This is a genomic window from Streptomyces sp. NPDC050658 (assembly GCF_044457025.1).
In the GTDB taxonomy this organism is placed as follows: domain Bacteria; phylum Actinomycetota; class Actinomycetes; order Streptomycetales; family Streptomycetaceae; genus Streptomyces.
The window spans coordinates 367,965-393,868 of sequence record NZ_JBITGM010000003.1; the positions used below are offsets into that span (position 1 = coordinate 367,965).

Genomic DNA, 25,904 nt, shown 5'->3' on the forward strand with positions numbered 1-25,904 from the left:
GTACGTCGCCCTTCGACCACTGCCTCCACGATAGGGCTCAGCACCGACAGCCCTCGAAGTTGTCCACAGGCCCTGCCTCCCGGACGCCACCGCCCGGCACCCCAGTCGAACAGGGTGCCGGGCGGCGTACGGAAGGAGACGGCTGTCGGACGGAGACTGCTAGCGGACGAAGACCCCCGCCTGGTTCGCCAGATCCAGGAAGTACTGCGGGGCCACACCGAGCACCAGCGTCACCGCGACGCCCACGCCGATCGCGGTCATCGTCAGCGGCGAGGGCACGGCCACGGTCGGTCCGTCCGCCTTCGGCTCGCTGAAGAACATGAGCACGATCACACGGATGTAGAAGAACGCGGCGATCGCGGACGAGATCACACCGACCACGACCAGCGCGCCCGCACCGCCCTCCGCCGCCGCCTTGAATACCGCGAACTTCCCGGAGAACCCGGAGGTCAGCGGAATGCCGGCGAAGGCGAGCAGGAAGACCGCGAAGACCGCCGCGACCAGCGGCGACCTGCGACCGAGCCCCGCCCACTTCGACAGGTGCGTGGCCTCGCCGCCCGCGTCCCGCACCAGCGTGACCACCGCGAACGCGCCGATCGTCACGAAGGAGTAGGCCCCCAGGTAGAAGAGGACCGACGAGATGCCGTCCGGGGTCATGGCGATGACACCGGCGAGGATGAAGCCCGCGTGGGCGATCGAGGAGTACGCGAGCAGCCGCTTGATGTCGGTCTGGGTGATCGCGACGATCGCGCCGGCCAGCATCGTGAGGATCACGACGCCCCACATCACGGGCCGCCAGTCCCAGCGCAGGCCTGGCAGGACCACGTACAGGAGCCGGAGCAGCGCACCGAAGGCGGCCACCTTCGTCGCCGCCGCCATGAAGCCGGTCACCGGGGTCGGAGCGCCCTGGTAGACGTCCGGGGTCCACATGTGGAACGGCACCGCGCCGACCTTGAACAGCAGGCCCATGACGATCATCGCGGCGCCGATCAGGAGCAGCGCGTCGTTGCCCATGGTGTCGGCGAGTGCCGGGCTGACCGTCTGGATGCTGCCGTCGACGACCTTCGCGATCGTTCCGTACGACACCGAGCCCGCGTACCCGTAGAGCAGCGCGATGCCGAAGAGCAGGAACGCGGAGGCGAAGGCGCCGAGCAGGAAGTACTTGACGGCCGCTTCCTGCGACATCAGACGCTTGCGGCGGGCGAGCGCGCAGAGCAGGTAGAGCGGCAGGGAGAAGACTTCCAGCGCGATGAAGAGCGTCAGGAGGTCGTTGGCCGACGGGAAGACGAGCATTCCGCCGATCGCGAAGAGCGCCAGCGGGAACACCTCGGTGGTGGTGAACCCGGCCTTCACGGCGGCCTGTTCGCTCGCGCTGCCCGGCACGGCACCGGCCTGCGCGACGAACGAGTCGACCTGCTTGCCGTGCGCCGCCGGATCGAGGCGCCGCTCCGCGAACGTGAAGATCGAGACGAGTCCCGCCAGGAGGATCGTGCCCTGGAGGAACAGCGCGGGTCCGTCGACGGCGATCGCGCCCATCGCGGCGATCTGCGCCTTCGTCGTCCCGTACCCGGAGGCGGCGAGGCCGACCACCGCGGCGAAGGCCGCGGTGAGGGCGACGACCGCCACGAACACCTGCACGTAGTAGCGGGACTTACGCGGCACGAAGGCCTCGATGAGGATCCCGAGGACCGCCGCGCCGATGACGATCAACGTCGGCGACAACTGCCCGTACTCGATAGTGGGGGTGTCGATCTTGTCGATCGTGTCCTGGGGCGCCGCGGCCGACGCCATTGTCCACAGGTTGTGGACAGCCGATGCGCTCACTTGGCCGCCTCCACGTCGGGCTTCGGGTCCTTCTGCTGTACGTCGGACATGGTGTGCTCGACCGCCGGGTTCACCAGCTCGGTGAGCGGCTTCGGGTAGACGCCGAGGCCGATCAGGAGCGCGATCAGCGGGGCGACGACCACGAGTTCACGCACGCGCAGGTCCGGCATGGCCGAGACCTCCGGCTTCACCGGGCCCGTCATCGTCCGCTGGTAGAGGACGAGGGTGTAGAGCGCGGCGAGCACGATGCCGATGGTCGCGATGATCCCGACCACCGGATAGCGCGCGAACGCGCCGACCAGGACCAGGAACTCGCTGACGAACGGCGCGAGTCCGGGCAGCGAGAGCGTCGCGAGACCGCCGATCAGGAAGGTGCCGGCGAGCACCGGGGCGACCTTCTGCACGCCTCCGTAGTCGGCGATGAGCCGCGAGCCGCGCCGCGAGATCAGGAATCCGGCCACCAGCATCAGCGCGGCGGTCGAGATGCCGTGGTTGACCATGTAGAGCGTCGCGCCGGACTGGCCCTGCGAGGTCATCGCGAAGATGCCGAGGATGATGAACCCGAAGTGCGAGATCGACGCGTACGCCACCAGGCGCTTGATGTCGCGCTGGCCGACCGCGAGCAACGCTCCGTAGACGATGCTGATCAGGGCCAGTACGAGGATGACCGGCGTCGCCCACTTGCTCGCCTCGGGGAAGAGCCCGAGGCAGAACCGCAGCATCGCGAACGTGCCGACCTTGTCGACGACTGCCGTGATCAGTACGGCGACCGGGGCCGTGGCCTCGCCCATCGCGTTCGGCAGCCAGGTGTGCAGCGGCCACAGCGGCGCCTTCACCGCGAAGGCGAAGAAGAAGCCGAGGAAGAGCCACCGCTCGGTGCTGGTCGCCATGTCGAGCGTGCCGTTGGCGCGGGCCTCGGCGATCTCCTGGAGCGAGAAGTTCCCCGCCACCACGTAGAGCCCGATCACCGCGGCCAGCATGATCAGGCCGCCGACCAGGTTGTAGAGCAGGAACTTCACGGCCGCGTACGAGCGTTGCGCCGATGCGTTCTCGTCGCTGCCCGCGTGGGCGCGGTCTCCGAAGCCGCCGATGAGGAAGTACATCGGGATGAGCATGGCTTCGAAGAAGATGTAGAAGAGGAAGACGTCGGTGGCCTCGAAGGAGATGATCACCATCGCCTCGACGGCGAGGATCAGGGCGAAGAAGCCCTGAGTCGGCCGCCAGCGGGACGACTTCGTCTCCAGGGGGTCGGCGTCGTGCCAGCCCGCCAGGATGATGAAGGGGATGAGCAGCGCGGTGAGCGCGATGAGGGCGACACCGATGCCGTCGACCCCGAGCTCGTACCGCACTCCGAAGTCCGCGATCCAGGACCGGGATTCGGTGAGTTGATAGCGGTCCCCGTCCGGGTCGAACCGCACGAGCACGGTCACGGCGAGCGCGAGCGTGGCGAGCGACACGAGCAGCGCGAGCCACTTGGCGGCGGTCCGCCGGGCGGCGGGCACGGCCGCCGTGGCGATCGCGCCGACCGCGGGCAGGGCCGCCGTCGCTGTCAGCAGAGGAAAGGACATCGGTATCAGACCGCCCTCATCAGCAGGGTCGCGGCGATGAGTACCGCAGCGCCGCCGAACATCGAGACCGCGTAGGAGCGGGCAAAGCCGTTCTGCATCTTGCGCAGCCGTCCGGAGAGCCCGCCGACCGAGGCCGCCGTGCCGTTGACGACTCCGTCGACCAGGGTGTGGTCGACGTAGACCAGGGAGCGCGTGAGGTGTTCACCGCCGCGCACCAGGACGACGTGGTTGAAGTCGTCCTGAAGGAGATCGCGCCGGGCCGCGCGGGTGAGCAGCGAGCCGCGCGGGGCGGTGACCGGGACCGGCCTGCGGCCGTACTGGACGTACGCGAGAGCCACACCGATGACCAGGACGACCATGGTGGCGCCCGTGACCGTGGTCGCGCTGAGCGGCGAGTGGCCGTGGTCGTGCTCGGTGACCGGCTCCAGCCAGTGCATGAAGCGGTCGCCGACGCTGAAGAGCCCGCCCGCGAAGACCGAACCGAAGGCCAGCAGGATCATCGGGATCGTCATCGACTTGGGCGACTCGTGCGGGTGCGGCTCGTTGCCCTCCGCATCCGGCTGCCAGCGCTTCTCTCCGAAGAAGGTCATCAGCATCACGCGCGTCATGTAGTACGCGGTGATGGCCGCGCCCAGGAGCGCCACCGAGCCGAGGATCCAGCCCTCCGTGCCGCCCTTGGCGAACGCCGCCTCGATGATCTTGTCCTTGGAGAAGAAGCCGGACAGACCGGGGAAGCCGATGATCGCGAGATATCCGAGCCCGAAGGTCACGAAGGTGACCGGCATGTATTTCCGAAGGCCGCCGTACTTCCTCATGTCGACCTCGTCGTTCATGCCGTGCATGACCGAGCCGGCCCCGAGGAAGAGCCCGGCCTTGAAGAAGCCGTGCGTCACCAGGTGCATGATCGCGAAGACGTAGCCGATGGGACCGAGTCCCGCGGCCAGGATCATGTAGCCGATCTGGGACATCGTCGAGCCTGCGAGGGCCTTCTTGATGTCGTCCTTCGCGCAACCGACGATCGCACCGAAGAGGAGCGTGACCGCACCGACGACGGTGACGGCGAGCTGCGCGTCCGGCGCCGCGTTGAAGATCTCTCCGGAGCGGACGATCAGGTACACGCCCGCGGTCACCATCGTCGCCGCGTGGATCAGGGCCGAGACCGGGGTCGGGCCCTCCATCGCGTCGCCGAGCCAGGACTGCAGCGGCACCTGGGCGGACTTGCCGCACGCGGCGAGCAGCAGCATCAGGCCGATGGCGGTGAGCTTGCCCTCCGACGTCTCACCCGTGGCCTCCAGGACCGGCCCGAAGGCGAAGGTCCCGAAGGTGGTGAACATCAGCATGATCGCGATCGACAGGCCCATGTCGCCGACCCGGTTGACCAGGAAGGCCTTCTTCGCGGCGGTGGCCGCGCTGGGCTTGTGCTGCCAGAAACCGATCAGGAGGTACGAGGCGAGACCCACGCCCTCCCAGCCGACGTACAGGAGGAGGTAGTTGTCGGCGAGGACCAGGAGGAGCATCGCCGCGAGGAACAGGTTCAGATAGCCGAAGAAGCGGCGGCGCCGCTCGTCGTGCTCCATGTACCCGATGGAGTAGATGTGGATCAGCGTGCCCACACCGGAGATCAGCAGCACGAACGTCATCGACAGCTGGTCGAGCTGGAAGGCGACGTCCGCCTGGAATCCCTCCACGGGGATCCAGCTGAACAGGTGCTGCGACAGCGAGCGCTCCTCGGCGCCCTTGCCCAGCATGTCGGTGAAGAGCACGACACCGACGGCGAAGGAGGCGGCCGCGAGCAGCGTGCCGAGCCAGTGGCCCACGCGGTCCAACCGCCGCCCGCCGCACAGCAGTACGGCCGCTCCGAGCAGAGGCGCCGCGACGAGCAGCGCAATCAGGTTCTCCACTTTTCAGCGACCCCTTACAGCTTCATCAGGCTGGCGTCGTCGACCGAGGCCGAATGACGGGAGCGGAACAGCGACACGATGATCGCGAGGCCGACCACGACTTCCGCCGCGGCGACGACCATCGTGAAGAAGGCGATGATCTGGCCGTCGAGATTGCCGTGCAGCCGGGAGAACGCGACGAGAGCGAGGTTGCACGCGTTGAGCATCAGCTCGATGCACATGAACACCACGATCGCGTTCCGCCTGATCAGTACGCCCGTGGCGCCGATCGCGAACAACAGCGCCGCGAGATACAGATAGTTCATCGGATTCACTTCGACGCCTCCTCGGCCTCGGGCGACCGCTCCAGGCGCTCCGCGGAGCGCTGCTCCAGCGCCCGCAGATCGTCCAGCGCCTCGTCCGACACATCACGGATCTGGCCCCGCTCGCGCAGGGTCTTGTTGACCGTGAGCTCCGACGGGGTGCCGTCCGGGAGCAGGCCCGCGATGTCCACTGCGTTGTGCCGGGCGTACACACCGGGAGCCGGCAGCGGCGGCACGTGGCTGGAGCGCACGCGCTCCTCGGACATCTCGCGCTGCGTCTTGGCGCGCTCCGTGCGCTCGCGGTGGGTGAGCACCATCGCGCCGACGGTGGCGGTGATCAGGAGCGCGCCGGTGATCTCGAAGGCGAAGACGTACTTCGTGAAGATGATCTCGGCGAGACCCTCCACGTTGCCGCCCGCGTTCGCCTTGCTGAGCCCGGTGAACTCGTTCACCGAGGCGTTCCCGATCCCCGCGAACAGCAGGATCGCGAAGCCGAATCCGCACAGGGCGGCCAGCCAGCGCTGGCCCTTGATGGTCTCCTTCAGCGAGTCGGCGGCGGTGACGCCGACGAGCATGACCACGAAGAGGAAGAGCATCATGATCGCGCCGGTGTAGACGACGACCTGGACGATGCCCAGGAAGTACGCCCCGTTGGCCAGGTAGAAGACCGCCAGGATGATCATGGTCCCGGCGAGGCAGAGCGCACTGTGCACGGCCTTCTTCATGAGGATCGTGCACAGGGCGCCGATCACGGCGACCGTGCCGAGCACCCAGAACTGGACGGCCTCACCGGTGGACGTGGTGTAGGCGGCGAGCTCGCTCATCCTGCCGCCCCTTCCGCGTCGGGGGCCTTCTCGCCCTTGCTGACGGCCACTTGGGGAACCGTGCCGGGCGCGGCCTCGGTGACCAGGCCGCGGTAGTAGTCCTGCTCGTCCGTGCCCGGGAAGATCGAGTGCGGGGACTCGACCATGCCTTCCTCCAGGCCGGCGAGCAGCTGCTCCTTGGTGTAGATGAGGTTCGCGCGGCTGCTGTCGGCCAGCTCGAACTCGTTCGTCATCGTCAACGCGCGCGTGGGGCACGCCTCGATGCACAGACCGCACAGGATGCAGCGGGCGTAGTTGATCTGGTAGACGCGGCCGTACCGCTCGCCCGGGGAGTAGCGCTCCTCCTCGGTGTTGTCCGCGCCCTCCACATAGATGGCGTCCGCCGGGCAGGCCCAGGCGCAGAGCTCACAGCCGACGCACTTCTCCAGGCCGTCCGGATGGCGGTTGAGCTGGTGCCTGCCGTGGAAGCGGGGAGCGGTGGTCTTCTCCTGCTCCGGATACTGCTCGGTCAGCCGCTTCTTGAACATGGCCTTGAAGGTCACGCCGAAGCCCGCCACGGGGTTCTGGAACCCCTGCTTCGATTGGTTCGACTCGTTCGTCGAGTCCTCGTTCGGCTCAGCCATCGGACGCCTCCTTTCCGTCACTTTGAGTATCGGGGCCACCACTGACAATCAACTCCCGCTCCTGGCGCGAGCGTCGGCGCGGCACGGGCGGCAGACTCTGTCCGGGCAGCGGCGGGACCGGGAATCCGCCCGCCATCGGGTCGAAGGCGACCGGCTCTTCCTGGACCGCCGCCTCCTTCTCGCGTTTGTCGCGGAAGATGTCGACGACGACGGAGAGCAACAGCAACGCGATGACTCCGCCGCCCACATAGAGCGCGATCGAGGTGAAGTCGTACTCCTCGTTCCGCATCACCCGGACCGTGGCGACGAGCATCAGCCAGACGACCGAGACCGGGATCAGGACCTTCCAGCCGAGCTTCATCAGCTGGTCGTAGCGGACGCGTGGCAGCGTGCCACGCAGCCAGATGAAGAAGAACAGCAGCAGCTGGACCTTGATCACGAACCAGAGCATCGGCCACCAGCCGTGGTTCGCGCCCTCCCAGAAGGTGCTGATCGGATACGGGGCCCGCCAGCCGCCCAGGAAGAGCGTGACCGAGACCGCCGAGACGGTGACCATGTTGACGTACTCGGCGAGCATGAACAGCGCGAACTTGATGGAGGAGTACTCGGTGTTGAAGCCACCGACGAGGTCGCCCTCGGACTCCGGCATGTCGAACGGCGCGCGGTTGGTCTCGCCGACCATCGTCACGATGTAGATCAGGAACGAGACGGGGAGCAGCAGGATGTACCAGCGGTCCGCCTGCGCCTCGACGATCGCCGACGTCGACATCGACCCCGAGTAGAGGAAGACCGAGGCGAAGGCCGCGCCCATCGCGATCTCGTACGAGATCATCTGCGCGCAGGAGCGCAGACCGCCGAGGAGCGGATAGGTGGATCCGGAACTCCAACCCGCGAGCACGATGCCGTAGATGCCTACGGAGGCGACCGCGAGGATGTAGAGCATCGCGATCGGCAGGTCCGTGAGCTGCATCGTCGTGCGCTGGCCGAAGATCGAGACTTCGTTGCCCGCGGGCCCGAAGGGGATCACCGCGATCGCCATGAACGCCGGGATCGCCGCGACGATCGGGGCAAGGATGTAGACCACCTTGTCCGCGCGCTTGACGATCACGTCTTCCTTGAGCATCAGCTTGATGCCGTCCGCGAGGGACTGCAGCATGCCCCAGGGGCCGTGCCGGTTGGGGCCGATGCGCAGCTGCATCCAGGCGACGACCTTGCGCTCCCACACGATGGAGAAGAGCACCGTCACCATCAGGAACGCGAAGCAGAACACCGCCTTGACGGCGACCAGCCACCAGGGGTCACGGCCGAACATGGACAGGTCTTCCGCCGCAAGCGGCACCACGGAGTGCATCACGACGTCACCTCCGGGGCCTCAGTGGACTCCGGCAGGAACGCCGGGCCGATGCGGACGAGTTCGCCGGGGTGCGCGCCGGTGTCCGAAGTGACGCCTCCCCCGGTCGAGTTCAGCGGCAGCCACACCACGCGGTCCGGCATGTCCGTCACCAGGAGCGGCAGCTCGGTGGCGCCCGCGGGCCCGGTGACGGCGAGGGTGTCGCCGTCCTTCACGCCGGCCTCGGCCGCCGTGGCCGCCGAGAGCCGGGCGACCGCCGCGTGCCGCGTGCCCGCGAGCGCGTCGTCGCCCTCCTGGAGGCGGCCCTGGTCGAGCAGCAGCCGGTGCCCCGCGAGAACGGCCTCTCCGGAGGCGGGCCTCGGCGGCTGGACCGCCGTCTCCAGGGGCTCGGTGGCGTGCGGCCCGTCCCAGGCGCCGAGCCGGTCCAGCTCGCGCCGCGCGGTCGTCAGGTCCGGGAGACCCAGGTGTACGTCGCCGGCGTCGGCCAGCATGTGCAGGACGCGGGCGTCGCTGGGCGCGAGCCTGCGCGTCATCTGGTCGGGCTTGAGCGCGGCGGCGAAGAGCCGTGCCCTGCCCTCCCAGTTGAGGAAGGTGCCGGGCTTCTCGGCGACCGCGGCCACCGGGAAGACGACGTCGGCGTGCTCGGTGACCTCGCTGGGCCGCAGTTCGAGCGAGACCAGGAAGCCGATCTCGGCGAGGGCTTCACGCGCGCGTGCCGGGTCGGGAAGGTCCGCGACCTCCACGCCCGCCACCAGGAGCGCCCGCAGCTCGCCGGTCGCGGCGGCCTCGACGATCTGGCCGGTGTCGCGGCCGTAGCGGTGCGGGAGTTCGGCGACGCCCCAGGCGGACGCGACCTCTTCTCGCGCGCGCGGGTCGGTGGCCGGACGCCCGCCGGGCAGCAGCGAGGGGAGCGCGCCCGCCTCGACGGCGCCGCGCTCCCCCGCCCTGCGCGGGATCCACACCAGCTGGGCGCCGGTCGCGGAGGCGGCCCGGACGGCGGCGGTGAGCCCGCCGGGCACCCCGGCGGCCCGCTCGCCGACGACGATCACGGCGCCCGAAGTGCGCAGCGCCTCCGCCGCCTTGGCCCCTTCGCCCTCCAGGCCGACCCCGGCCGCGAGCGCGTCGAGCCACTCCGTCTCCGTGCCCGGAGCGGCCGGAAGCAGCGTGCCGCCCGCCTTCTCCAGCCCCCGGGTCTGATGCGTGGCGAGGGAGTAGGTCCGCTGGCCGTGCTTGCGCCAGGCCTTGCGAAGGCGCAGGAAGACGCCGGGCGCCTCCTCCTCGGACTCGAATCCGACGAGCAGGACCGCGGGCGCCTTCTCCAGTGCCGCGTACGTGACTCCGGTGCCGTCGAGGTCGCGGCCCCGTCCGGCGACGCGCGCCGCGAGGAAGTCGGCCTCCTCGCTGCTGTGCACGCGCGCGCGGAAGTCGATGTCATTCGTGTCGAGCGCCACGCGCGCGTACTTGCTGTACGCGTAGGCGTCCTCCACGGTGAGCCGCCCGCCGGTCAGCACGCCGGCGCGGCCGCGCGCGGCGGCGAGTCCGGTGGCCGCGGCCTCCAGGGCCTCGGGCCAGCTGGCGGGCTCCAGCTCGCCCGTCTCCGTGTTCCGCACCAAGGGAGTGGTGAGCCGGTCCGGCTTCTGCGCGTAACGGAAGCCGAAGCGCCCCTTGTCGCAGATCCACTCCTCGTTGACCTCGGGGTCGTCCTGCGCGAGGCGCCGCATGACCTTGCCGCGCCGGTGGTCGGTGCGGGTCGCGCAGCCGCCCGCGCAGTGTTCGCACACGCTCGGCGACGACACCAGGTCGAAGGGCCGGGAGCGGAAGCGATACGCCGCCGAGGTCAGCGCGCCGACCGGGCAGATCTGGATGGTGTTCCCGGAGAAGTACGACTCGAAGGGGTCACCCTCACCGGTGCCGACCTGCTGCAGCGCGCCCCGCTCGATCAGCTCGATCATCGGGTCGCCGGCGATCTGGTTGCTGAAGCGGGTGCAGCGCGCACAGAGCACGCACCGCTCACGGTCGAGAAGCACCTGCGTGGAGATCGGCACCGGCTTCTCGTACGTCCGCTTCTTGCCCTCGAAGCGCGAGTCCGGGTCGCCGACCTGCATCGCCTGGTTCTGCAGCGGGCACTCGCCGCCCTTGTCGCAGACCGGGCAGTCCAGCGGGTGGTTGATGAGCAGCAGCTCCATCACACCGCGCTGGGCCTTCTCGGCGACCGGCGAGGACAGCTGCGACTTCACGACCATGCCGTCGGTGCAGGTGATGGTGCAGGACGCCATCGGCTTGCGCTGGCCCTCCACCTCCACGATGCACTGGCGGCAGGCGCCCGCCGGGTCGAGCAGCGGATGGTCGCAGAAGCGCGGGATCTCGATGCCGAGCAGCTCGGCGGCCCGGATCACCAGGGTCCCCTTGGGGACGCTGATCTCGATGCCGTCGATCGTCAGCGAGACGAGATCTTCCGGCGGAACCGCCGCCTCGCCGCCCCCGGAGGGAGCGCTATTAGTGGTCACTGTCATGCGTTCACCTCCGAATGTGCGCCGGGCCGGTCGGCCCAGAGAGTCGACTTGGCCGGGTCGAAGGGGCAGCCCCTGCCGGTGATGTGCTCCTCGTACTCCTCGCGGAAGTACTTGAGCGAGGAGAAGATCGGCGAGGCGGCACCGTCGCCGAGGGCGCAGAAGGACTTGCCGTTGATGTTGTCGGCGATGTCGTTCAGCTTGTCGAGGTCGGCCATGACGCCCTTGCCGGCCTCGATGTCGCGGAGCAACTGGACCAGCCAGTACGTCCCTTCGCGGCAGGGCGTGCACTTGCCGCAGGACTCATGGGCGTAGAACTCGGTCCAGCGGGTGACGGCCCGCACGACGCAGGTCGTCTCGTCGAAGCACTGCAGCGCCTTGGTGCCGAGCATCGATCCGGCGGCGCCCACACCCTCGTAGTCGAGCGGGACGTCCAGGTGCTCGTCGGTGAACATCGGCGTCGAAGAGCCGCCGGGCGTCCAGAACTTGAGCCGGTGTCCGGCCCGCATCCCGCCGCTCATGTCGAGCAGCTGGCGCAGCGTGATGCCGAGCGGCGCCTCGTACTGACCGGGGTTGGTGACGTGCCCGCTGAGCGAATACAGCGTGAAGCCGGGGGACTTCTCGCTGCCCATCGACTTGAACCAGTCTTTTCCGCGATTCAGGATCGCGGGAACCGACGCGATGGACTCGACGTTGTTGACAACAGTGGGGCATGCGTAGAGGCCCGCGACGGCAGGGAAAGGGGGACGCAGTCGCGGTTGGCCACGGCGGCCTTCGAGCGAGTCGAGCAGCGCGGTCTCCTCACCACAGATGTACGCGCCCGCGCCCGCGTGCACGGTGAGTTCCAGGTCGAGTCCGCTGCCCAGGATGTCCTTGCCGAGGAATCCCGCCTCTTTCGCCTCACGCACGGCCTCGTGCAACCGCCGCAGCACGGGGACCACTTCACCGCGCAGATAGATGAAGGCATGCGAAGAGCGGATCGCGTAACAGGCGATCACGATGCCCTCGATGAGGCTATGCGGGTTGGCGAACAGGAGCGGGATGTCCTTGCAGGTCCCCGGCTCCGATTCGTCGGCGTTGACAACTAGATAGTGCGGCTTCCCGTCGCCCTGCGGAATGAACTGCCACTTCATTCCGGTGGGGAAGCCCGCGCCGCCCCGGCCGCGCAGGCCGGAGTCCTTCACGTACGCGATGAGGTCGTCGGGCGCCATCGCCAGGGCCTTGCGCAGGCCCTCGTACCCCTCGTGCCGCCGGTAGGTGTCCAGCGTCCAGGACTTCTCCTCGTCCCAGAACGCCGAAAGGACCGGCGCGAGCAGCTTCTCGGGGCTCGTCTCGTGGTCGATCTCGGCTGCCAAGGTCATCACTCCCCCTCCTCGGTGCCCGTGTCGGACGGCGACTCGTCACGCGGGTGGACCACCCGGGGAAGCGCCAGTTCGCCCTTGGCCAGGCGCAGTCCGATCAGCGATGCGGGGCCCGCGCCGCCGGTCGCCTCGACGGCTCCGGGCCGCTCGTCGGGGAAGCCCGCCAGGATCCGGGCGGTCTCCTTGTACGTGCAGATCGGCGCCCCGCGAGTGGGCTCCACCGCCACGCCCGCGCGCAGGTCGTCGACGAGCTGCTTGGCGGACTGGGGGGTCTGGTTGTCGAAGAACTCCCAGTTGACCATCACCACAGGGGCGAAGTCGCAGGCCGCGTTGCACTCGATGTGCTCAAGCGTGATCTTGCCGTCCTCGGTGGTCTCGTCGTTGCCGACGCCGAGGTGCTGCTTGAGCTCGTCGAAGATCGCGTCGCCGCCCATGACCGCGCACAGGGTGTTGGTGCATACCCCGACCTGGTAGTCACCGGACGGCTTGCGCCGGTACATGGTGTAGAAGGTGGCGACGGCCGTGACCTCGGCCGTGGTCAGGCCCAGCATGTCCGCGCAGAACTGCATGCCCGTGCGCGTGACGTGCCCCTCCTCGGACTGCACCAGGTGCAGCAGCGGAAGGAGGGCCGACCGCGAGTCCGGGTAGCGGGCGATGACTTCCTTGGCGTCCGCCTCAAGCCGGTCCCGGACATCGGCCGGGTAGGCGGGGGCGGGGAGTTGGGGCATGCCCAGGCTGACGCCCGCGCCCTGCTTGGAAGGTGTGGTGGTCACCGGTCGACGCCTCCCATCACGGGGTCGATGGACGCGACGGCGACGATGACGTCGGCGACCTGGCCGCCCTCGCACATCGCCGCCATGGCCTGCAGGTTGGTGAAGGACGGGTCGCGGAAGTGGACCCGGTAGGGGCGGGTGCCCCCGTCGGAGACGACATGCACCCCGAGCTCGCCCTTGGGCGACTCGACGGCGGAGTACGCCTGGCCGGGCGGGACCCGGAAGCCCTCGGTCACCAGCTTGAAGTGGTGGATGAGGGCCTCCATGGAGGTGCCCATGATCTTCTTGATGTGGTCGAGCGAGTTGCCCAGGCCGTCCGGGCCGAGCGCCAGTTGGGCGGGCCAGGCGATCTTCTTGTCGGCGACCATGACCGGGCCGGGTGCGAGCCGGTCCAGGCACTGCTCGACGATGCGCAGCGACTGGCGCATCTCCTCCAGGCGGATCAGGAAGCGCCCGTAGGAGTCGCAGGTGTCGGCGGTCGGGACGTCGAAGTCGTACGTCTCGTAGCCGCAGTAGGGGTCGGTCTTGCGCAGGTCGTGCGGGAGGCCCGCCGAGCGCAGGACCGGTCCTGTGGCGCCGAGGGCCATGCAGCCCGCCAGGTCCAGATAGCCGACGTCCTGCATACGGGCCTTGAAGATGGGGTTCCCCGTGGCGAGCTTGTCGTACTCGCCGAGGTTCTTCTTCATCTTCTTCACGAACTCGCGCATCTGGTCCACCGCGCCGGGCGGCAGGTCCTGGGCGAGTCCGCCGGGCCGGATGTACGCGTGGTTCATGCGCAGGCCGGTGATCAACTCGTAGATGTCGAGAATGAGTTCACGATCACGGAAGCCGTAGATCATGATCGTCGTCGCGCCGAGCTCCATGCCGCCGGTGGCGATGCAGACCAGGTGCGAGGAGAGCCGGTTCAGCTCCATGAGGAGCACGCGGATGATCGAGGCGCGGTCCGGGATCTGGTCCTCGATGCCGAGGAGCTTCTCGACCGCGAGGCAGTACGCCGTCTCGTTGAAGAACGGCGTCAGATAGTCCATGCGCGTGACGAACGTCGTGCCCTGCGTCCACGTGCGGTACTCGAGGTTCTTCTCGATGCCCGTGTGCAGATAGCCGATGCCGCAGCGGGCCTCGGAGACCGTCTCGCCCTCGATCTCCAGGATGAGCCGGAGCACGCCGTGCGTGGAGGGGTGCTGCGGCCCCATGTTGACGATGATGCGCTCGTCGTCGGACCGGGCGGCGGACTGGACGACCTCGTCCCAGTCGCCGCCGGTGACTGTATATACAGTCCCCTCGGTCGTCTCACGGGCGGAGGAAGCGTGGGAAGTTCCCTGAGTTGCAGACATCAGCTGTACGACCTCCGCTGGTCCGGAGCCGGGATCTGGGCGCCCTTGTACTCGACGGGGATGCCGCCGAGGGGGTAGTCCTTGCGCTGCGGGAAGCCCTGCCAGTCGTCCGGCATCATGATCCGCGTAAGGGCCGGGTGGCCGTCGAAGATCAGGCCGAAGAAGTCGTACGTCTCGCGCTCGTGCCAGTCGTTGGTCGGATAGACCGTGACCAGTGAGGGGACGTGCGGATCGGCGTCAGGGGCACTGACTTCGAGCCGGATCAGCCGGTTGTGGGTGATCGAGCGCAGGTGGTAGACGGCGTGCAGCTCGCGGCCCTTGTCCTCCAGGAAGTGCACTCCGGAGACGCCCGTGCAGAGCTCGAAGCGCAGGGCCGGGTCGTCGCGCAGGGTCTGGGCGACGCGGAGCAGATGCTCGCGCGCGATGTGGAAGGTGAGCTCGTCGCGGTCGACGACCGTCTTCTCGATCGCGTTCTCCGGGACGAGTCCCTGCTCCTCCAGGGCCCCCTCCAGCTCGTCCGCGACCTCGTCGAACCAGCCGCCGTAGGGACGCGTGGCGGCGCCCGGCAGGGTGACCGTGCGCACGAGCCCGCCGTAGCCGGACGTGTCACCGCCGTTGTCGGCGCCGAACATGCCCTTGCGTACGCCGATGACCTCGCCGGCCGCGTCGCGGGGGGAGGGAACGCCGTTGCCGTTCGCGCTCCCGTTCCCGTTCCCGTTCAGGTGCTCGTCGCTCACCGCAGCAGCCCCTTCATCTCGATGGTGGGGAGCGCCTTGAGCGCCGCTTCCTCCGCCTCGCGGGCCGCCTCCTCGGCGTTGACCCCGAGCTTGGAGCCCTGGATCTTCTGGTGGAGCTTGAGGATGGCGTCCATCAGCATCTCGGGCCGTGGCGGACAACCGGGCAAATAGATGTCAACGGGGACAATGTGGTCCACGCCCTGAACAATCGCGTAATTGTTGAACATCCCGCCCGAGGATGCGCAAACCCCCATGGAAATGACCCATTTGGGGTTGGGCATCTGGTCATAGACCTGCCGCAGGACGGGCGCCATCTTCTGGCTCACCCGTCCGGCCACGATCATCAGGTCCGCCTGGCGCGGTGAACCGCGGAAGACCTCCATGCCGAAGCGCGCCAGGTCATAGCGCCCGGCCCCGGTCGTCATCATCTCGATGGCGCAGCACGCGAGGCCGAAGGTCGCGGGGAAGACGGATGACTTGCGCACCCAGCCCGCGGCTTGTTCGACGGTGGTCAGCAGAAAACCGCTCGGCAGTTTCTCTTCGAGTCCCATGCTCTTTGGCCCCTCAGACCCTTAGTCCCATTCCAGGCCGCCGCGCCGCCATACGTACGCGTACGCGACGAAGACGGTGAGCACGAAGAGCAGCATCTCCACGAGCCCGAAAATCCCCAGCGCGTCGAAGGTGACGGCCCAGGGGTAAAGGAAGACGATCTCGATGTCGAAGACGATGAAGAGCATCGCCGTCAGGTAGTACTTGATGGGGAATCGCCCGCCGCCGGCCGGAGTCGGCGTCGGCTCGATTCCGCACTCATACGCCTCGAGCTTGGCGCGGTTGTACCGCTTTGGACCGATAAGCGTGGCCATGACCACGGAGAAGATCGCAAAGCCTGCCCCGAGGGCTCCCAGCACGAGGATGGGCGCATAGGCGTTCACGCTCCTCGCTCCTCTCAGTCGGCACTGACTGTTGGCGGTTGCGTCGGACCGATCCCCGATTCCCGTCGCGATCCCGTTGAAGATCGCTTACATGTGAAGCAGGTCACAAGCCCAACTGCCCCGCATCCTATGCCCGCCGGTCTGTGATCTGCGACACGGGGTACGACAACGGCTTTGTGATCTCCACCACCTGACGAAGGATCATGAAGTCGGATGAGCGGTGATCTTCATACGCGAAGCACCTGAGTGATCACCAGAGGTGACATCTCAGCGCGTCACCCCTGGTCGAAGGGGTGTCGCCCTATCAAGGGACGACACCCGCAAGCAAATTGGCGCTGGACACATCTGCTTGATAGAGGGCCCGCGTTCACACTTTGGCGGGAGAGGTGTGGACGTAAGTGGACGCGTGCACCGATTCACGAGCAGCGCGCACCGATTCACGAGCGGCACACCCCGACTCGCGAGCGGCACACCCCGACTCACGGGCCCTCCGTCGCGTGCGGGGATTCCGTGACCGGCGGACGGGGATTCGGTGCCGGGCAACACCCCCGAAATCCACGGGAGATCTCAGGAAGGTCTCGGCGGGATCTCAGGGAGATCCCCTAGGGCCCCAACTGTGACCTGCGCCACAGGGCGCACCGCGCCCAAGAAGCCGGGCTTGGCCAACGGCCTCAACGGGTGGTAGTCCATGGGCAATTCGGGCGTATCACTGAAAACCCATGATCACAGGCGTGATCACCGTTGTCCGCATTGCCCGTTACGGCGTCAATAAGAAGTGACACGCCCGGGATTCAGGGCCGCCGGGAGCAACTGTGGCGCAGCACACGTTTCTTGATGGGAACCCTGACTCCCTGATAGCGGTTGTTCTCATGTCCCACACCGCTCACATACCCAGCCACCGGAAGCCCCGTCGCAGCGCCACGAAGCAGGCCCTGCGCGCCGGAGTTGCCGGTGGCGTCCTCAGCACCCTGGCAGTGGCCGCGGCCGCTGGCACGGCGAACGCCGCCGAGCCGGTGACCGAGACCATCGAAATGCCTACGCTCACCACGGATCTGTCCACGCAGATCGCGCAGTCCGCGGACGCCACGCAGCAGGCCGCCGACAGCTACGAGCTCCGTGCGGAGCAGGACGCGGCCGCCACCAAGGCCGCGAAGCAGGCCAAGGAAGACCAGGCCGCCGCCGAGAAGAAGGCGGAGGCCAAGGCGAAGGCCGAGGCCGCCGCCAAGAAGAAGGCGGAAGAGGAGCGCGCCTCGCGCGCCGCCGAGCGCACCACGCTCAGCGCCTCCGCCGGCGGCTCCAGCGCTTCCGCCGATGTGGCCGCCCCGGCCAGCGGCAGCGTCGCCACGGTCGTCAACTTCATGAAGGCCCAGCTCGGCGACGCGTACGTCATGGGTGCCTCGGGCCCGAACGCCTGGGACTGCTCCAGCCTCGTCCAGGCCGCGTTCAAGCAGGCGGGCGTGGACCTTCCGCGCGTCTCGCAGGACCAGTCGACCATGGGCACCGAGGTCGGCACCTCGAACCTTCAGGTCGGCGACATCCTCTACTGGGGTGGCAAGGGTTCCGCGTACCACGTCGGTGTGTACATCGGTAACGGCCAGTACCTCGACGCCGCCAACCCCAGCAAGGGCGTCGTCATCCAGGACCTGTCGGGTTACCCGGCCTCGGGCGCCGTCCGCGTCCTCTGAGGGCCCACACAGAGCCATACGGAAGGGCCGGAACCCCCTGGGGGGTTCCGGCCCTTCCGCGCGCGCCCAGACGGCGCTGAGGCCTCGCGTTCACGCCTCCTCGGGCGACAACTCCGACATCGCGGACCAACCGTCCTGTGCGATCTCCGTGTTCACGATCTGCGGCACCGCGGCGATCAGCTCGCCCATCGTCTCCATGGCGGCCTTGAAGTGGTCGGAGCCGACGTGCGCCTCGCCGGCCTCCTGGCCGGCGAAGCCCTCCACGAGCACGAACTGGTTCGGGTCGTCGACGGAGCGGGACCACTCGAAGAAGACGTTGCCCGGCTCCGCGCGGGTGGCGGCGGTGAACGCTGCCGTCCGCTCGATCCAGCTGTCGCTGAACTCGGGGCGGACGGTGAACTTGACGACGATAAATATCATGCGTCCATTTTGCACCAGTACCACCGCGCGCACCGGCCGACTACGCCTTCGGAGCCACCTGGCTCACGCCTTCGGAGCCACCTTGCTCAGGCCGTTGATGATGCGGTCCATCGCGTCGCCGCCCGTCGGGTCGGTCAGGTTGGCCAGCATCTTCAGCGTGAACTTCATGAGAAGCGGGTGGGTGAGCCCCCGCTCCGTGGCGATCTTCATGACCTTCGGGTTGCCGATGAGCTTCACGAAGGCGCGGCCCAGCGTGTAGTAGCCGCCGTAGGTGTCCTTGAGGACCTTCGGGTAGCGCTGCAGCGCCAACTCCCGCTGGGCGGGGGTCTGCCGGGCCTGCGCCTGGACGATGACGTCGGCCGCGATCTGCCCGGACTCCATGGCGTACGCGATGCCCTCGCCGTTGAACGGGTTCACCATGCCGCCCGCGTCGCCCACCAGGAGCAGGCCCTTGGTGTAGTGCGGCTGCCGGTTGAAGGCCATCGGCAGGGCCGCGCCGCGGATCGGCATCGTCATGTTGTCCGGGGTGTAGCCCCAGTCCTCCGGCATCGAGGCGCACCACGCCTTCAGGACCTCGCGCCAGTCCAGCTCCTTGAAGGCGGCGGAGGAGTCGAGGATGCCGAGGCCGACGTTGGACGTGCCGTCGCCCATGCCGAAGATCCAGCCGTAGCCGGGAAGCAGCCGGTCCTGCGGGCCGCGCCGGTCCCACAGCTCCAGCCAGGACTCCAGGTAGTCGTCGTCGTGGCGCGGCGAGGTGAAGTACGTGCGGACGGCGACGCCCATCGGGCGGTCGTCGCGGCGGTGCAGCCCCATCGCGAGCGACAGACGCGTGGAGTTGCCGTCGGCGGCGACCACCAGCGGGGCGTGGAAGGTGACCGGGGTCTTCTCCTCGCCGAGCTTGGCGTGCACGCCGGTGACGCGGCCCGTGCGGTCGTCGATGATCGGAGCGCCCACGTTGCAGCGCTCGTGAAGCCGCGCACCCGCCTTCTGCGCCTGCCGGGCGAGCTGCTCGTCGAAGTCGTCGCGCTTACGGACCAGGCCGTAGTTCGGGTAAGAGGCGAGTTCCGGCCAATCGAGCTGGAGCCGTACGCCGCCGCCGATGATGCGCAGGCCCTTGTTCCGCAGCCAGCCGGCCTCTTCGGAGATGTCGATCCCCATGGACACCAGCTGTTTCGTGGCGCGCGGCGTCAGACCGTCGCCGCAGACCTTTTCCCTTGGGAACGCGGTCTTCTCAAGAAGAAGTACGTCCAGGCCGGCCTTCGCGAGGTAGTACGCCGTCGTGGAGCCGGCTGGCCCGGCCCCGACGACGATCACATCAGCGGTGTGTTCGGTGAGGGGCTGGGGCTCGGTCACGGCGGGTTCTCCCCAAGGCTCGAAATCTGTGTGCCGGCGGGCACGGGATATGGGCAGTCTATGCAGCGGTACTGATCCATCAGCCGAAGGGCCACCCGTGACAAAGCAGGCACCGCCGACGAAGACCCTGCCCGCCGTACAGCTGCGGGTCCCGACCCACGAGGACGCCTTCGTCTGGCACCGGCTGTTCGACGACCCGGACGTGATGGAGTTCCACGGCGGTGTGTCGGCCGAGCTGTCCGTGTACGAGGAGCTGACCGCCCGGCAGCGCAGACACGACGCCGAACTGGGCTTCTGCTTCTGGACGTTGCTCGACGCGGAGGGCGAGCCACTGGGCTTTGTCGGGGCGCAGCCGTGGCCGCACGAGTGGGGTCCGAAGGGAAAGATCGAGATCGGCTGGCGCCTTGGCCGCGCCGCTTGGGGGAAGGGGTACGCGACGGCCGCGGCGCGGGAGACCCTGGACCGGGTGCGGGCCGCGGGGATAGCGGATGTCGTGGCCATGGTCGACGTACGCAATGAGCGGTCCGTGGCGGTGACGCGGCGCCTGGGGATGCGGCTGGAGGAGACGTATTCGCTCTCGGGGGGTGCGCGGCAGGGGCATCGCTTCGGGCTGGTTCTTTAGCCCGCCGAGTGCTTCGCTGGGGATGCCACGGGGCGCGTACCACTGGGGGGAGTGACAGCCATGCCGTCGGACACACCCAGTCCTCCCGAAGTGCGCGTACCGCGGCTCGTCGGGCTCATGGCCGCCGACGCGCGCGAGACGGCCGCGCGGCACGGTGTGCTGCTCGTGGCGCCGGAGCTGCCGGACTTCCGGCTCGCCGTCACCGACTACGTGGTGCGGCAGTACCCGCTCCCCGGCACCTGGATCCCGCGCGACGCCGTCGTCACCGTCTGGTTCGAGCTCGGTCCCGACGAGGGCGACGGCGGCGCGGGAGTCCGTGAACCGCGCCGCCCCGCCCCGCCGGACGGCGGACTGCTCCGGGAACTGGACGAGCCGGGGCCCGTCAGCCGTTGATCCGCCAGTGCTCCAGGGCGATCCGGTGGATCTTCGCGCCCTCGCCCTCCGGCCAGAAGTCCGCGCGCCAGGAGAGCTGGATGGCGTACTCGGTGCCGTTGTCGGCGACGTAACTCTGGTTCAGGGCATGGATCTCGCGGCCCGCCGTGTCGGTGTAGGTGTACTCCCAGATCGCGCCGTCGCGCCCCTGGAAGGTGTTCGACTCCAGGCGGATCCGCTCGTAGTCCGACTTCTCCGGGTCCTTCTCGGCGTCCTTCTCGATCGTCGTGAAGTTCTCGTACGAGGTGTAGGTGGCGTTCGGCACGACGCCGACGAGGAACTCCTCCCGCCCGGTCGACCCCGCGTACACGATCTGCCCCGGCCGGTCCTCGCCCTGCCGGGTCCAGCCCTCGGGCACGGCGAACTCGAAGCCGCTGACATCGCTGACGAGCTCTGATCCGGCGGGCACCTGGGCGCCGCCGTCGTCCACCGGCGTGGGGCTCTGAGCCGGGTCCTCGGTGGTGGGGGTGGGGCTCGGGTCCGGCGACTGGGCGGGGTCCTCGGAGCGGCTGACGGAGGGCTTCTCGTTCTTGTCCGCGTTGTCGGCCTTGCCGTCCCCCTTGTCCTGCCAGAGCAGCACGCCGGCGGCGGCGCCACTGCCGATGAGGAAGGCGGCGGCGAGCGTACCGACCCAGAGGCCGGTGCGGCGGCGGGGCTTGGAGGGCTGCTGGTGACCGAGGTGGAAGGTGTGGGGGTCGTATACGGGGCCTGCGGCTGCGGGGGTTTGGGCGGGGGTGGCCGCGGGGGTTTGGGCAGGGGTGGCCGCGGGCGGGGCTGCGGGTGTGCCGGCAGGGGGTGTGGCAGGCGGCGCGGCCAGAGCAACTCCCGCCTCCGGAGCGGCAGTCGGCAGACCAGTCGGCACGCCAGTAGCCGCTCCCGGCGCCCCGGCCGGCGTACCGGGCATCGGCGGCATCGGCAGCACCGGCGCCGCGACGCCCCCCGCGGGCTGCCCCAGCAGCAGCAACAGGAACGGCGCGACCACCGCCGCCCCCGCGATCCACAGCAGCCCGAACAGCAGCGCGTCCGGCACGCTCACGCCCGCCTCGAAGCTGCCGTTGCCCGAGCCGCCCATGCCACCGCCGCCGAACTCCGCCGACGCGCTGCCGGTCGCCTCGATCCCGAAGCCGCCGAGCCCGGCGAGCAGCAGGAAGAGCACGAAGAAGACACCGGCGGCGAGGAGTTGCTCCCCCCGGTGCGCGGAGCGGCGCGCGGCGAGGATGCCGAGGGTCAGCGCACAGACGAGGCCGAGCACCAACGCACCCACCACCGCCCAGGAGTTGGTGACATCGCCCAGCTCGGAGAGCCCGAACGAAGCGCCCTCGGACCCGCCGCCGTACATCGAACTGCTGCCCTGCACCGACGCCTCAAGCGGCGCGCCCCAGCCGAGGCCGAGCAGCGCGGCACCGAGGTTCGGCAGCACGAGCAGCGCGACAAGGAGCGGGGACACGTCGGTGTCGTCGAGGTCGGCGAATTCGGCGAGGTCGTCGATCTGGGTGAGGCTGATGAACGCGACGACGGAGCAGAGCACGAGCACGATGCCGAGCGCGCGCAGCGCGGTGCCGGTGGCCCGGAACGCCGTCTGCCAGCCGGGCCGCGCGGCCAGCCACTGGCCCAGGTCGTGCCGTTGCAGCACCCCGCAGGAGACGGCGAGCGCGAGGATCAGCGCGCCGAGCGCGGCGAGCACCGGCGACGAGGAGATCTCGACGCCCTGGATCTCGGGCTGCGCGAAGAGGCTGAGCACGAGGATCGCCGCGGTCACCAACAGGCTGACCCGCACGGCCGCTTCGAGCCCGGCCGTGCCGCCGCCGTGGCCTCCGCCGCGTACGAGGACACGGTTGCGCAGGATGCGTACGCCGATGAAGAGGGCCCCGATCCACAGGGCGGTGGCGGTCAGCGGGATCAGGCTCAGCGTGGCGCTGCCGTCGAAGGCGACGTCACCGCCGGAACTCCCGCCGAACACCGACTCCTGACGCTCGCCCCCGGAGATCTCGAAGCCGCCGCCGACGGCCTGGAGCAGCAGCGCGAGCGCGATCCGCAGCCGGTCGCTGAACCCGACGACGACTTCCCCGCTGTCCTCCTGCCCGTAGGAGGGCACGGCCATCGCGACCGCCGCCACGAGCACGAGCCCGATGGGCCAGAGCGCGGCCTGCGCGGAACCGGCCCAGTCGCCGCGGAAGACGCGGCCGAAGAAGGCGCCGGTGGGGGAAGGAGCGCCGGGAACTCCAGGGGCGGCGCCCCCGGGAACGTACGCAGGAGGAGGCGGCGATGCAGGCGCGGCGGGCACCCCCACAGGCTCAGCGGCGGGCACCCCCACGGACTCGGCGGCAGACGCCTCGGCACCCACGCCCGTGGGAGCACCCAGCTCCGCGTCCGGCGGCGCGCCCGGCCCCGCGTCCACGGACGTGTCCCGCGGCCGCTCCTTCCCGCATTTCATGCAGAAGCGGGCCTCATCAGGGATGGGTGACCCGCAGTGCGGGCAGTGCGACGCCATGGGAATGCTCCGTCATTGGGGAGATGACAAGACGAACCGACCGACCCGTCGACCGAGCTCGCAGCGTCCGAGGCTCTGACGGAGTCTTAACAACGGACACATCTTGCCCCGTGGCCGGTTCCCGTCAACTCCCGTTAAAACGGGCCCGCGTGGTCCCGTTGAAACGGGACCGCGTGGCTACGCCTTGAACCCCCTGTGCAGCGCCACCACGCCGCCCGTCAGGTTCCGCCACGCCACCTTCGACCAGCCCGCGTCCTTCAGCCGTGCGGCGAGGGCCGGCTGGTCCGGCCAGGAGCGGATGGACTCCGCGAGATAGACGTACGCGTCGGGGTTGGACGAGACGGCCCGCGCCACCGGCGGCAGCGCCCGCATCAGGTACTCCTCGTAGACCGTGCGGAACGGCCCCCAAGTCGCGTGCGAGAACTCGCAGATGACGACCCGGCCGCCCGGCTTCGTCACGCGGTACATCTCGCGCAGCGCCTGGTCCGTCTCCTGTACGTTGCGCAGCCCGAAGGAGATCGTCACGGCGTCGAACGTGTCGTCCTTGAAGGGCAGCTTCGTCGCGTCCCCCGCCGTGAACGGCATCCAGGGGTGGCGGGCCTTGCCGACCTGCAGCATGCCGAGCGAGAAGTCGCAGGGCACAACGTACGCTCCCGCTCGGGCGAAGGGCTGCGAGGAGGTGGCGGTGCCCGCCGCGAGGTCGAGCACCTTCTGCGCGGGGCGCGCGTCGACGGCCTTCGCGACCTCCTTGCGCCACAGCCGGGCCTGGCCGAGCGACAGCACGTCGTTGGTCAGGTCGTACCGTTCCGCGACGTCGTCGAACATCGAGGCGACTTCGTGCGGCTGCTTGTCCAAGGAGGCTCGGGTCACCCGGCCCATTGTGTCAGGCCGGTCCTCTTTACCTTCGGGCGCGTCTGCGTCTGCCGTGTCGCGGATCTTTGGCGAGTGCGGGTCCGTTTGTGGTTGCTCGCGCAGTTCCCCGCGCCCCTTACGGGGCGCCTGCCCTCACCGGCGGCGGAACACCAGGCGCCCCTCGAGCACCGTTGCCACGCACGTCGATGCCCCCCGTCGCACCAGCTCCCCCCGGTCCGCCACATCGAAGACCGCGAACCGCGCCGGCCCGCCCGCCGTCAGGGGCGGCAGCAGCACCAGCGGGGTCGGCGAGAGGGACGGCGGGCCCGGAAGCCGGGGCGGGCGTTGGCCGACCGCCAGACCCGCCCTTCTGACCGCGTCGAGGACCGGGCGGGCCCGCAGCTCGCCCGCCACCGCCACCGTGCCGTGCGCGAAGAGCCGCTGGACGCCGCGCCGCGCGCTGGCGCCCAGGCGGGACGGGTCGGCGCGGAAGATCGCGGCGGCCCGCTCACCGCCGATCGGCTCGGTGCCGAGGGCGTCGGCCTCGCGCGGGTCGGGGTGGTACGTCGCTTCGAGGAGTTCGGGTCCGTACGGGTTCAGCAGGCCCGGCGTGAGGATGCCGGGCCAGCGGCGGACGCGTACCGAAGGTTCCGCCGCCGCCAGTTCCTCGTACGGACCGACGGCGGCGACGCTCGCCCCGTCGACCAGGACCGCCGCCTCCGGGGACGCCTCGGCGAAGTGAAGTGTGCGCAAGACAGCCCCAGTTGGCTCAGCCGGATCAGTTGGATCAGTTGGAGGCGAGGAGCTTCAGCTCGGGGTGGGCCGTACCGCCCTCGATGGCCGTGGACGAGATGTGCGAGGCGACGCGGTCGTCGGTCGGGTCGTTCGCCGGGTCGTCGTGCACGACGAGGTGCTCGTACGTCGTGGCGCGCTGGGCCGGGACGCGGTCGGCGCTGCGGATCATGTCGATCATGTCGCGCAGGTTGTTGCGGTGCTTGGCACCGGCCGACGAGACCACGTTCTCCTCCAGCATCACCGAGCCGAGGTCGTCCGCGCCGTAGTGCAGGGTGAGCTGGCCCGCCTCCTTGCCGGTGGTCAGCCAGGAGCCCTGGATGTGCGCGACGTTGTCGAGGAAGATCCGCGAGATCGCGATCATGCGGATGTACTCGAAGATGCTGGCCTGCGTCCGGCCCTTGAGGTGGTTGTTCTCGGGCTGGTACGTGTACGGGATGAAGGCCCGGAAGCCCCCGGTCCGGTCCTGTACGTCGCGGATCATCCGCAGGTGCTCGATGCGCTCGGCGTTGGTCTCGCCCGTACCCATGAGCATGGTCGAGGTCGATTCCACGCCCAGGTTGTGGGAGATCTCCATGATCTCCAGCCAGCGCTCGCCGCTCTCCTTGAGCGGGGCGATGGCCTTGCGCGGCCGGGCGGGGAGCAGCTCGGCGCCGGCACCGGCGAAGGAGTCGAGCCCGGCGGCGTGGATCCGCTGGATGGCCTCCTCGACCGACACCTTGGAGATCCGCGCCATGTGCTCGACCTCGGAGGCCCCGAGGGAGTGGATGACGAGCTGCGGGAAGTCCTTCTTGATGGCGGCGAAGTGCTTCTCGTAGTACTCGACGCCGTAGTCCGGGTGGTGCCCGCCCTGGAACATGATCTGGGTGCCGCCCAGCTCGACGGTCTCCGCGCAGCGGCGCAGGATGTCGTCGAGGTCGCGGCTCCAGCCCTTCTTGGTGTCCTTCGGGGCGGCGTAGAAGGCGCAGAACTTGCACGCCGTCACGCAGACGTTCGTGTAGTTGATGTTCCGCTCGATGATGTACGTCGCGATGTGCTCGGTCCCGGCGTAACGGCGACGGCGCACCGCGTCGGCGGCGGAGCCGAGCGCGTGCAGCGGGGCGTCGCGGTAGAGGTCGAGGGCCTCTTCCGGGGTGATCCGCCCACCGGCGGCGGCACGGTCGAGGACGGCTGTGACATCAACAGAGGTGAGGTCGGCCTTCTCGGTCACCGGGGGT

23 protein-coding genes are annotated in these 25,904 nt (G+C 69.1%); 3 read left to right on the plus strand and 20 right to left on the minus strand.

Annotated elements, in window-relative coordinates:
* Nucleotides 1-159 precede the first annotated feature (159 nt).
* Genes nuoN through ACIBKX_RS13330 form a run of 14 tightly spaced genes read right to left on the minus strand, consistent with a single transcriptional unit; the run spans nt 160 to nt 16,040 of the window.
* A complete protein-coding gene (gene nuoN, locus ACIBKX_RS13265; RefSeq protein WP_363277438.1) occupies nt 160-1,824 on the minus strand; it encodes an NADH-quinone oxidoreductase subunit NuoN in 1,665 nt (554 codons plus the stop codon).
* Nucleotides 1,821-3,392, minus strand: coding sequence for an NADH-quinone oxidoreductase subunit M (locus tag ACIBKX_RS13270; RefSeq protein WP_363277437.1), 1,572 nt, complete (start codon nt 3,390-3,392; stop codon nt 1,821-1,823). Before ACIBKX_RS13270 ends, nuoN begins: the two co-directional genes overlap by 4 nt.
* Before the next feature lie 5 nt (nt 3,393-3,397).
* The gene (gene nuoL, locus ACIBKX_RS13275; protein WP_363277436.1) at nt 3,398-5,293 is read right to left on the minus strand and encodes an NADH-quinone oxidoreductase subunit L; all 1,896 of its coding nucleotides are present in this window, start codon (nt 5,291-5,293) and stop codon (nt 3,398-3,400) included.
* 14 nt (nt 5,294-5,307) lie between these two features.
* Nucleotides 5,308-5,607, minus strand: coding sequence for an NADH-quinone oxidoreductase subunit NuoK (nuoK, locus tag ACIBKX_RS13280; RefSeq protein WP_363277435.1), 300 nt, complete (start codon nt 5,605-5,607; stop codon nt 5,308-5,310).
* Complete coding sequence (locus tag ACIBKX_RS13285; protein ID WP_363277434.1) at nt 5,604-6,419, minus strand: NADH-quinone oxidoreductase subunit J; 816 nt, start codon at nt 6,417-6,419, stop codon at nt 5,604-5,606. Before ACIBKX_RS13285 ends, nuoK begins: the two co-directional genes overlap by 4 nt.
* Nucleotides 6,416-7,042: an NADH-quinone oxidoreductase subunit NuoI gene (gene nuoI, locus ACIBKX_RS13290; RefSeq protein ID WP_363277433.1), complete on the minus strand. Its 627-nt coding sequence runs from the start codon at nt 7,040-7,042 to the stop codon at nt 6,416-6,418. The genes ACIBKX_RS13285 and nuoI overlap by 4 nt, the downstream gene beginning before the upstream one ends.
* Nucleotides 7,035-8,393 carry an NADH-quinone oxidoreductase subunit NuoH gene (gene nuoH, locus ACIBKX_RS13295; RefSeq protein ID WP_363277445.1) on the minus strand — a complete coding sequence of 453 codons (1,359 nt, stop codon included), beginning with the start codon at nt 8,391-8,393 and terminating at the stop codon, nt 7,035-7,037. The genes nuoI and nuoH overlap by 8 nt, the downstream gene beginning before the upstream one ends.
* Complete coding sequence (locus tag ACIBKX_RS13300) at nt 8,393-10,906, minus strand: NADH-quinone oxidoreductase subunit G (RefSeq protein ID WP_363277432.1); 2,514 nt, start codon at nt 10,904-10,906, stop codon at nt 8,393-8,395. The genes nuoH and ACIBKX_RS13300 overlap by 1 nt, the downstream gene beginning before the upstream one ends.
* Nucleotides 10,903-12,264, minus strand: coding sequence for an NADH-quinone oxidoreductase subunit NuoF (gene nuoF, locus ACIBKX_RS13305; RefSeq protein WP_363277431.1), 1,362 nt, complete (start codon nt 12,262-12,264; stop codon nt 10,903-10,905). The genes ACIBKX_RS13300 and nuoF overlap by 4 nt, the downstream gene beginning before the upstream one ends.
* Entirely contained in the window at nt 12,264-12,992 is a 729-nt protein-coding gene (gene nuoE, locus ACIBKX_RS13310) for an NADH-quinone oxidoreductase subunit NuoE (RefSeq protein WP_399375785.1), read from the minus strand. Before nuoE ends, nuoF begins: the two co-directional genes overlap by 1 nt.
* Nucleotides 12,993-13,033: 41 nt before the next feature.
* Nucleotides 13,034-14,371, minus strand: a complete 1,338-nt coding sequence (locus ACIBKX_RS13315) for an NADH-quinone oxidoreductase subunit D (protein ID WP_363277429.1) — start codon at nt 14,369-14,371, stop codon at nt 13,034-13,036.
* The gene (locus ACIBKX_RS13320; RefSeq protein WP_399375786.1) at nt 14,371-15,093 is read right to left on the minus strand and encodes an NADH-quinone oxidoreductase subunit C; all 723 of its coding nucleotides are present in this window, start codon (nt 15,091-15,093) and stop codon (nt 14,371-14,373) included. The genes ACIBKX_RS13315 and ACIBKX_RS13320 overlap by 1 nt, the downstream gene beginning before the upstream one ends.
* An 11-nt stretch (nt 15,094-15,104) precedes the next feature.
* Entirely contained in the window at nt 15,105-15,659 is a 555-nt protein-coding gene (locus ACIBKX_RS13325; RefSeq protein ID WP_005313804.1) for an NADH-quinone oxidoreductase subunit B family protein, read from the minus strand.
* Between the two features lie 21 nt (nt 15,660-15,680).
* On the minus strand, nt 15,681-16,040 hold the full coding sequence (locus ACIBKX_RS13330) for an NADH-quinone oxidoreductase subunit A (protein ID WP_003992243.1): 360 nt from the start codon (nt 16,038-16,040) through the stop codon (nt 15,681-15,683).
* An 869-nt stretch (nt 16,041-16,909) separates the two neighbouring features.
* On the opposite strand from ACIBKX_RS13330, the gene ACIBKX_RS13335 reads away from it, so the two are divergent.
* Nucleotides 16,910-17,725, plus strand: a complete 816-nt coding sequence (locus ACIBKX_RS13335) for a C40 family peptidase (protein ID WP_363277427.1) — start codon at nt 16,910-16,912, stop codon at nt 17,723-17,725.
* Nucleotides 17,726-17,815: 90 nt separating this feature from the next.
* On the opposite strand, the gene ACIBKX_RS13340 is transcribed toward ACIBKX_RS13335, so the two are convergent.
* Nucleotides 17,816-18,145: a putative quinol monooxygenase gene (locus ACIBKX_RS13340; RefSeq protein ID WP_363277426.1), complete on the minus strand. Its 330-nt coding sequence runs from the start codon at nt 18,143-18,145 to the stop codon at nt 17,816-17,818.
* Between the two features lie 63 nt (nt 18,146-18,208).
* Nucleotides 18,209-19,498, minus strand: a complete 1,290-nt coding sequence (locus ACIBKX_RS13345; protein ID WP_363277424.1) for a geranylgeranyl reductase family protein — start codon at nt 19,496-19,498, stop codon at nt 18,209-18,211.
* A gap of 97 nt (nt 19,499-19,595) precedes the next feature.
* Between ACIBKX_RS13345 and ACIBKX_RS13350 the strand changes: the two genes are divergently transcribed.
* Both ACIBKX_RS13350 and ACIBKX_RS13355 read left to right on the plus strand, forming a co-directional pair.
* The gene (locus tag ACIBKX_RS13350) at nt 19,596-20,120 is read left to right on the plus strand and encodes a GNAT family N-acetyltransferase (protein ID WP_363277423.1); all 525 of its coding nucleotides are present in this window, start codon (nt 19,596-19,598) and stop codon (nt 20,118-20,120) included.
* Between the two features lie 60 nt (nt 20,121-20,180).
* A complete protein-coding gene (locus tag ACIBKX_RS13355; protein WP_363277422.1) occupies nt 20,181-20,513 on the plus strand; it encodes a PASTA domain-containing protein in 333 nt (110 codons plus the stop codon).
* On the opposite strand, the gene ACIBKX_RS13360 is transcribed toward ACIBKX_RS13355, so the two are convergent.
* The 4 genes from ACIBKX_RS13360 to mqnC form a co-directional block, all read right to left on the minus strand.
* Nucleotides 20,503-23,043: a zinc ribbon domain-containing protein gene (locus ACIBKX_RS13360; RefSeq protein ID WP_363277421.1), complete on the minus strand. Its 2,541-nt coding sequence runs from the start codon at nt 23,041-23,043 to the stop codon at nt 20,503-20,505. The two genes, ACIBKX_RS13355 and ACIBKX_RS13360, sit on opposite strands and share 11 nt — an antisense overlap.
* A gap of 177 nt (nt 23,044-23,220) precedes the next feature.
* Nucleotides 23,221-23,913 carry a demethylmenaquinone methyltransferase gene (locus ACIBKX_RS13365; RefSeq protein WP_363277420.1) on the minus strand — a complete coding sequence of 231 codons (693 nt, stop codon included), beginning with the start codon at nt 23,911-23,913 and terminating at the stop codon, nt 23,221-23,223.
* Nucleotides 23,914-24,048: 135 nt separating this feature from the next.
* Nucleotides 24,049-24,648 (minus strand): hypothetical protein, encoded by a 600-nt coding sequence (locus ACIBKX_RS13370; RefSeq protein WP_363277419.1) that lies wholly within the window; start codon nt 24,646-24,648, stop codon nt 24,049-24,051.
* A 34-nt stretch (nt 24,649-24,682) separates the two neighbouring features.
* Nucleotides 24,683-25,897, minus strand: a complete 1,215-nt coding sequence (gene mqnC, locus ACIBKX_RS13375) for a cyclic dehypoxanthinyl futalosine synthase (protein ID WP_363277418.1) — start codon at nt 25,895-25,897, stop codon at nt 24,683-24,685.
* Nucleotides 25,898-25,904 lie beyond the last annotated feature (7 nt).

Bases quoted from the DNA above. Each gene is read 5' to 3' on its own strand.
- ACIBKX_RS13315 (WP_363277429.1), bottom strand. From the start codon at position 14,371: ATGTCTGCAACTCAGGGAACTTCCCACGCTTCCTCCGCCCGTGAGACG.
- nuoH (WP_363277445.1), bottom strand. From the start codon at position 8,393: ATGCACTCCGTGGTGCCGCTTGCGGCGGAAGACCTGTCCATGTTCGGC.
- nuoE (WP_399375785.1), bottom strand. From the start codon at position 12,992: ATGCCCCAACTCCCCGCCCCCGCCTACCCGGCCGATGTCCGGGACCGG.
- nuoF (WP_363277431.1), bottom strand. From the start codon at position 12,264: ATGACCTTGGCAGCCGAGATCGACCACGAGACGAGCCCCGAGAAGCTG.
- ACIBKX_RS13285 (WP_363277434.1), bottom strand. From the start codon at position 6,419: ATGAGCGAGCTCGCCGCCTACACCACGTCCACCGGTGAGGCCGTCCAG.
- ACIBKX_RS13325 (WP_005313804.1), bottom strand. From the start codon at position 15,659: ATGGGACTCGAAGAGAAACTGCCGAGCGGTTTTCTGCTGACCACCGTC.
- ACIBKX_RS13270 (WP_363277437.1), bottom strand. From the start codon at position 3,392: ATGTCCTTTCCTCTGCTGACAGCGACGGCGGCCCTGCCCGCGGTCGGC.
- ACIBKX_RS13300 (WP_363277432.1), bottom strand. From the start codon at position 10,906: ATGACAGTGACCACTAATAGCGCTCCCTCCGGGGGCGGCGAGGCGGCG.
- nuoI (WP_363277433.1), bottom strand. From the start codon at position 7,042: ATGGCTGAGCCGAACGAGGACTCGACGAACGAGTCGAACCAATCGAAG.
- ACIBKX_RS13355 (WP_363277422.1), top strand. From the start codon at position 20,181: ATGCCGTCGGACACACCCAGTCCTCCCGAAGTGCGCGTACCGCGGCTC.
- ACIBKX_RS13340 (WP_363277426.1), bottom strand. From the start codon at position 18,145: ATGATATTTATCGTCGTCAAGTTCACCGTCCGCCCCGAGTTCAGCGAC.
- ACIBKX_RS13335 (WP_363277427.1), top strand. From the start codon at position 16,910: ATGTCCCACACCGCTCACATACCCAGCCACCGGAAGCCCCGTCGCAGC.
- ACIBKX_RS13360 (WP_363277421.1), bottom strand. From the start codon at position 23,043: ATGGCGTCGCACTGCCCGCACTGCGGGTCACCCATCCCTGATGAGGCC.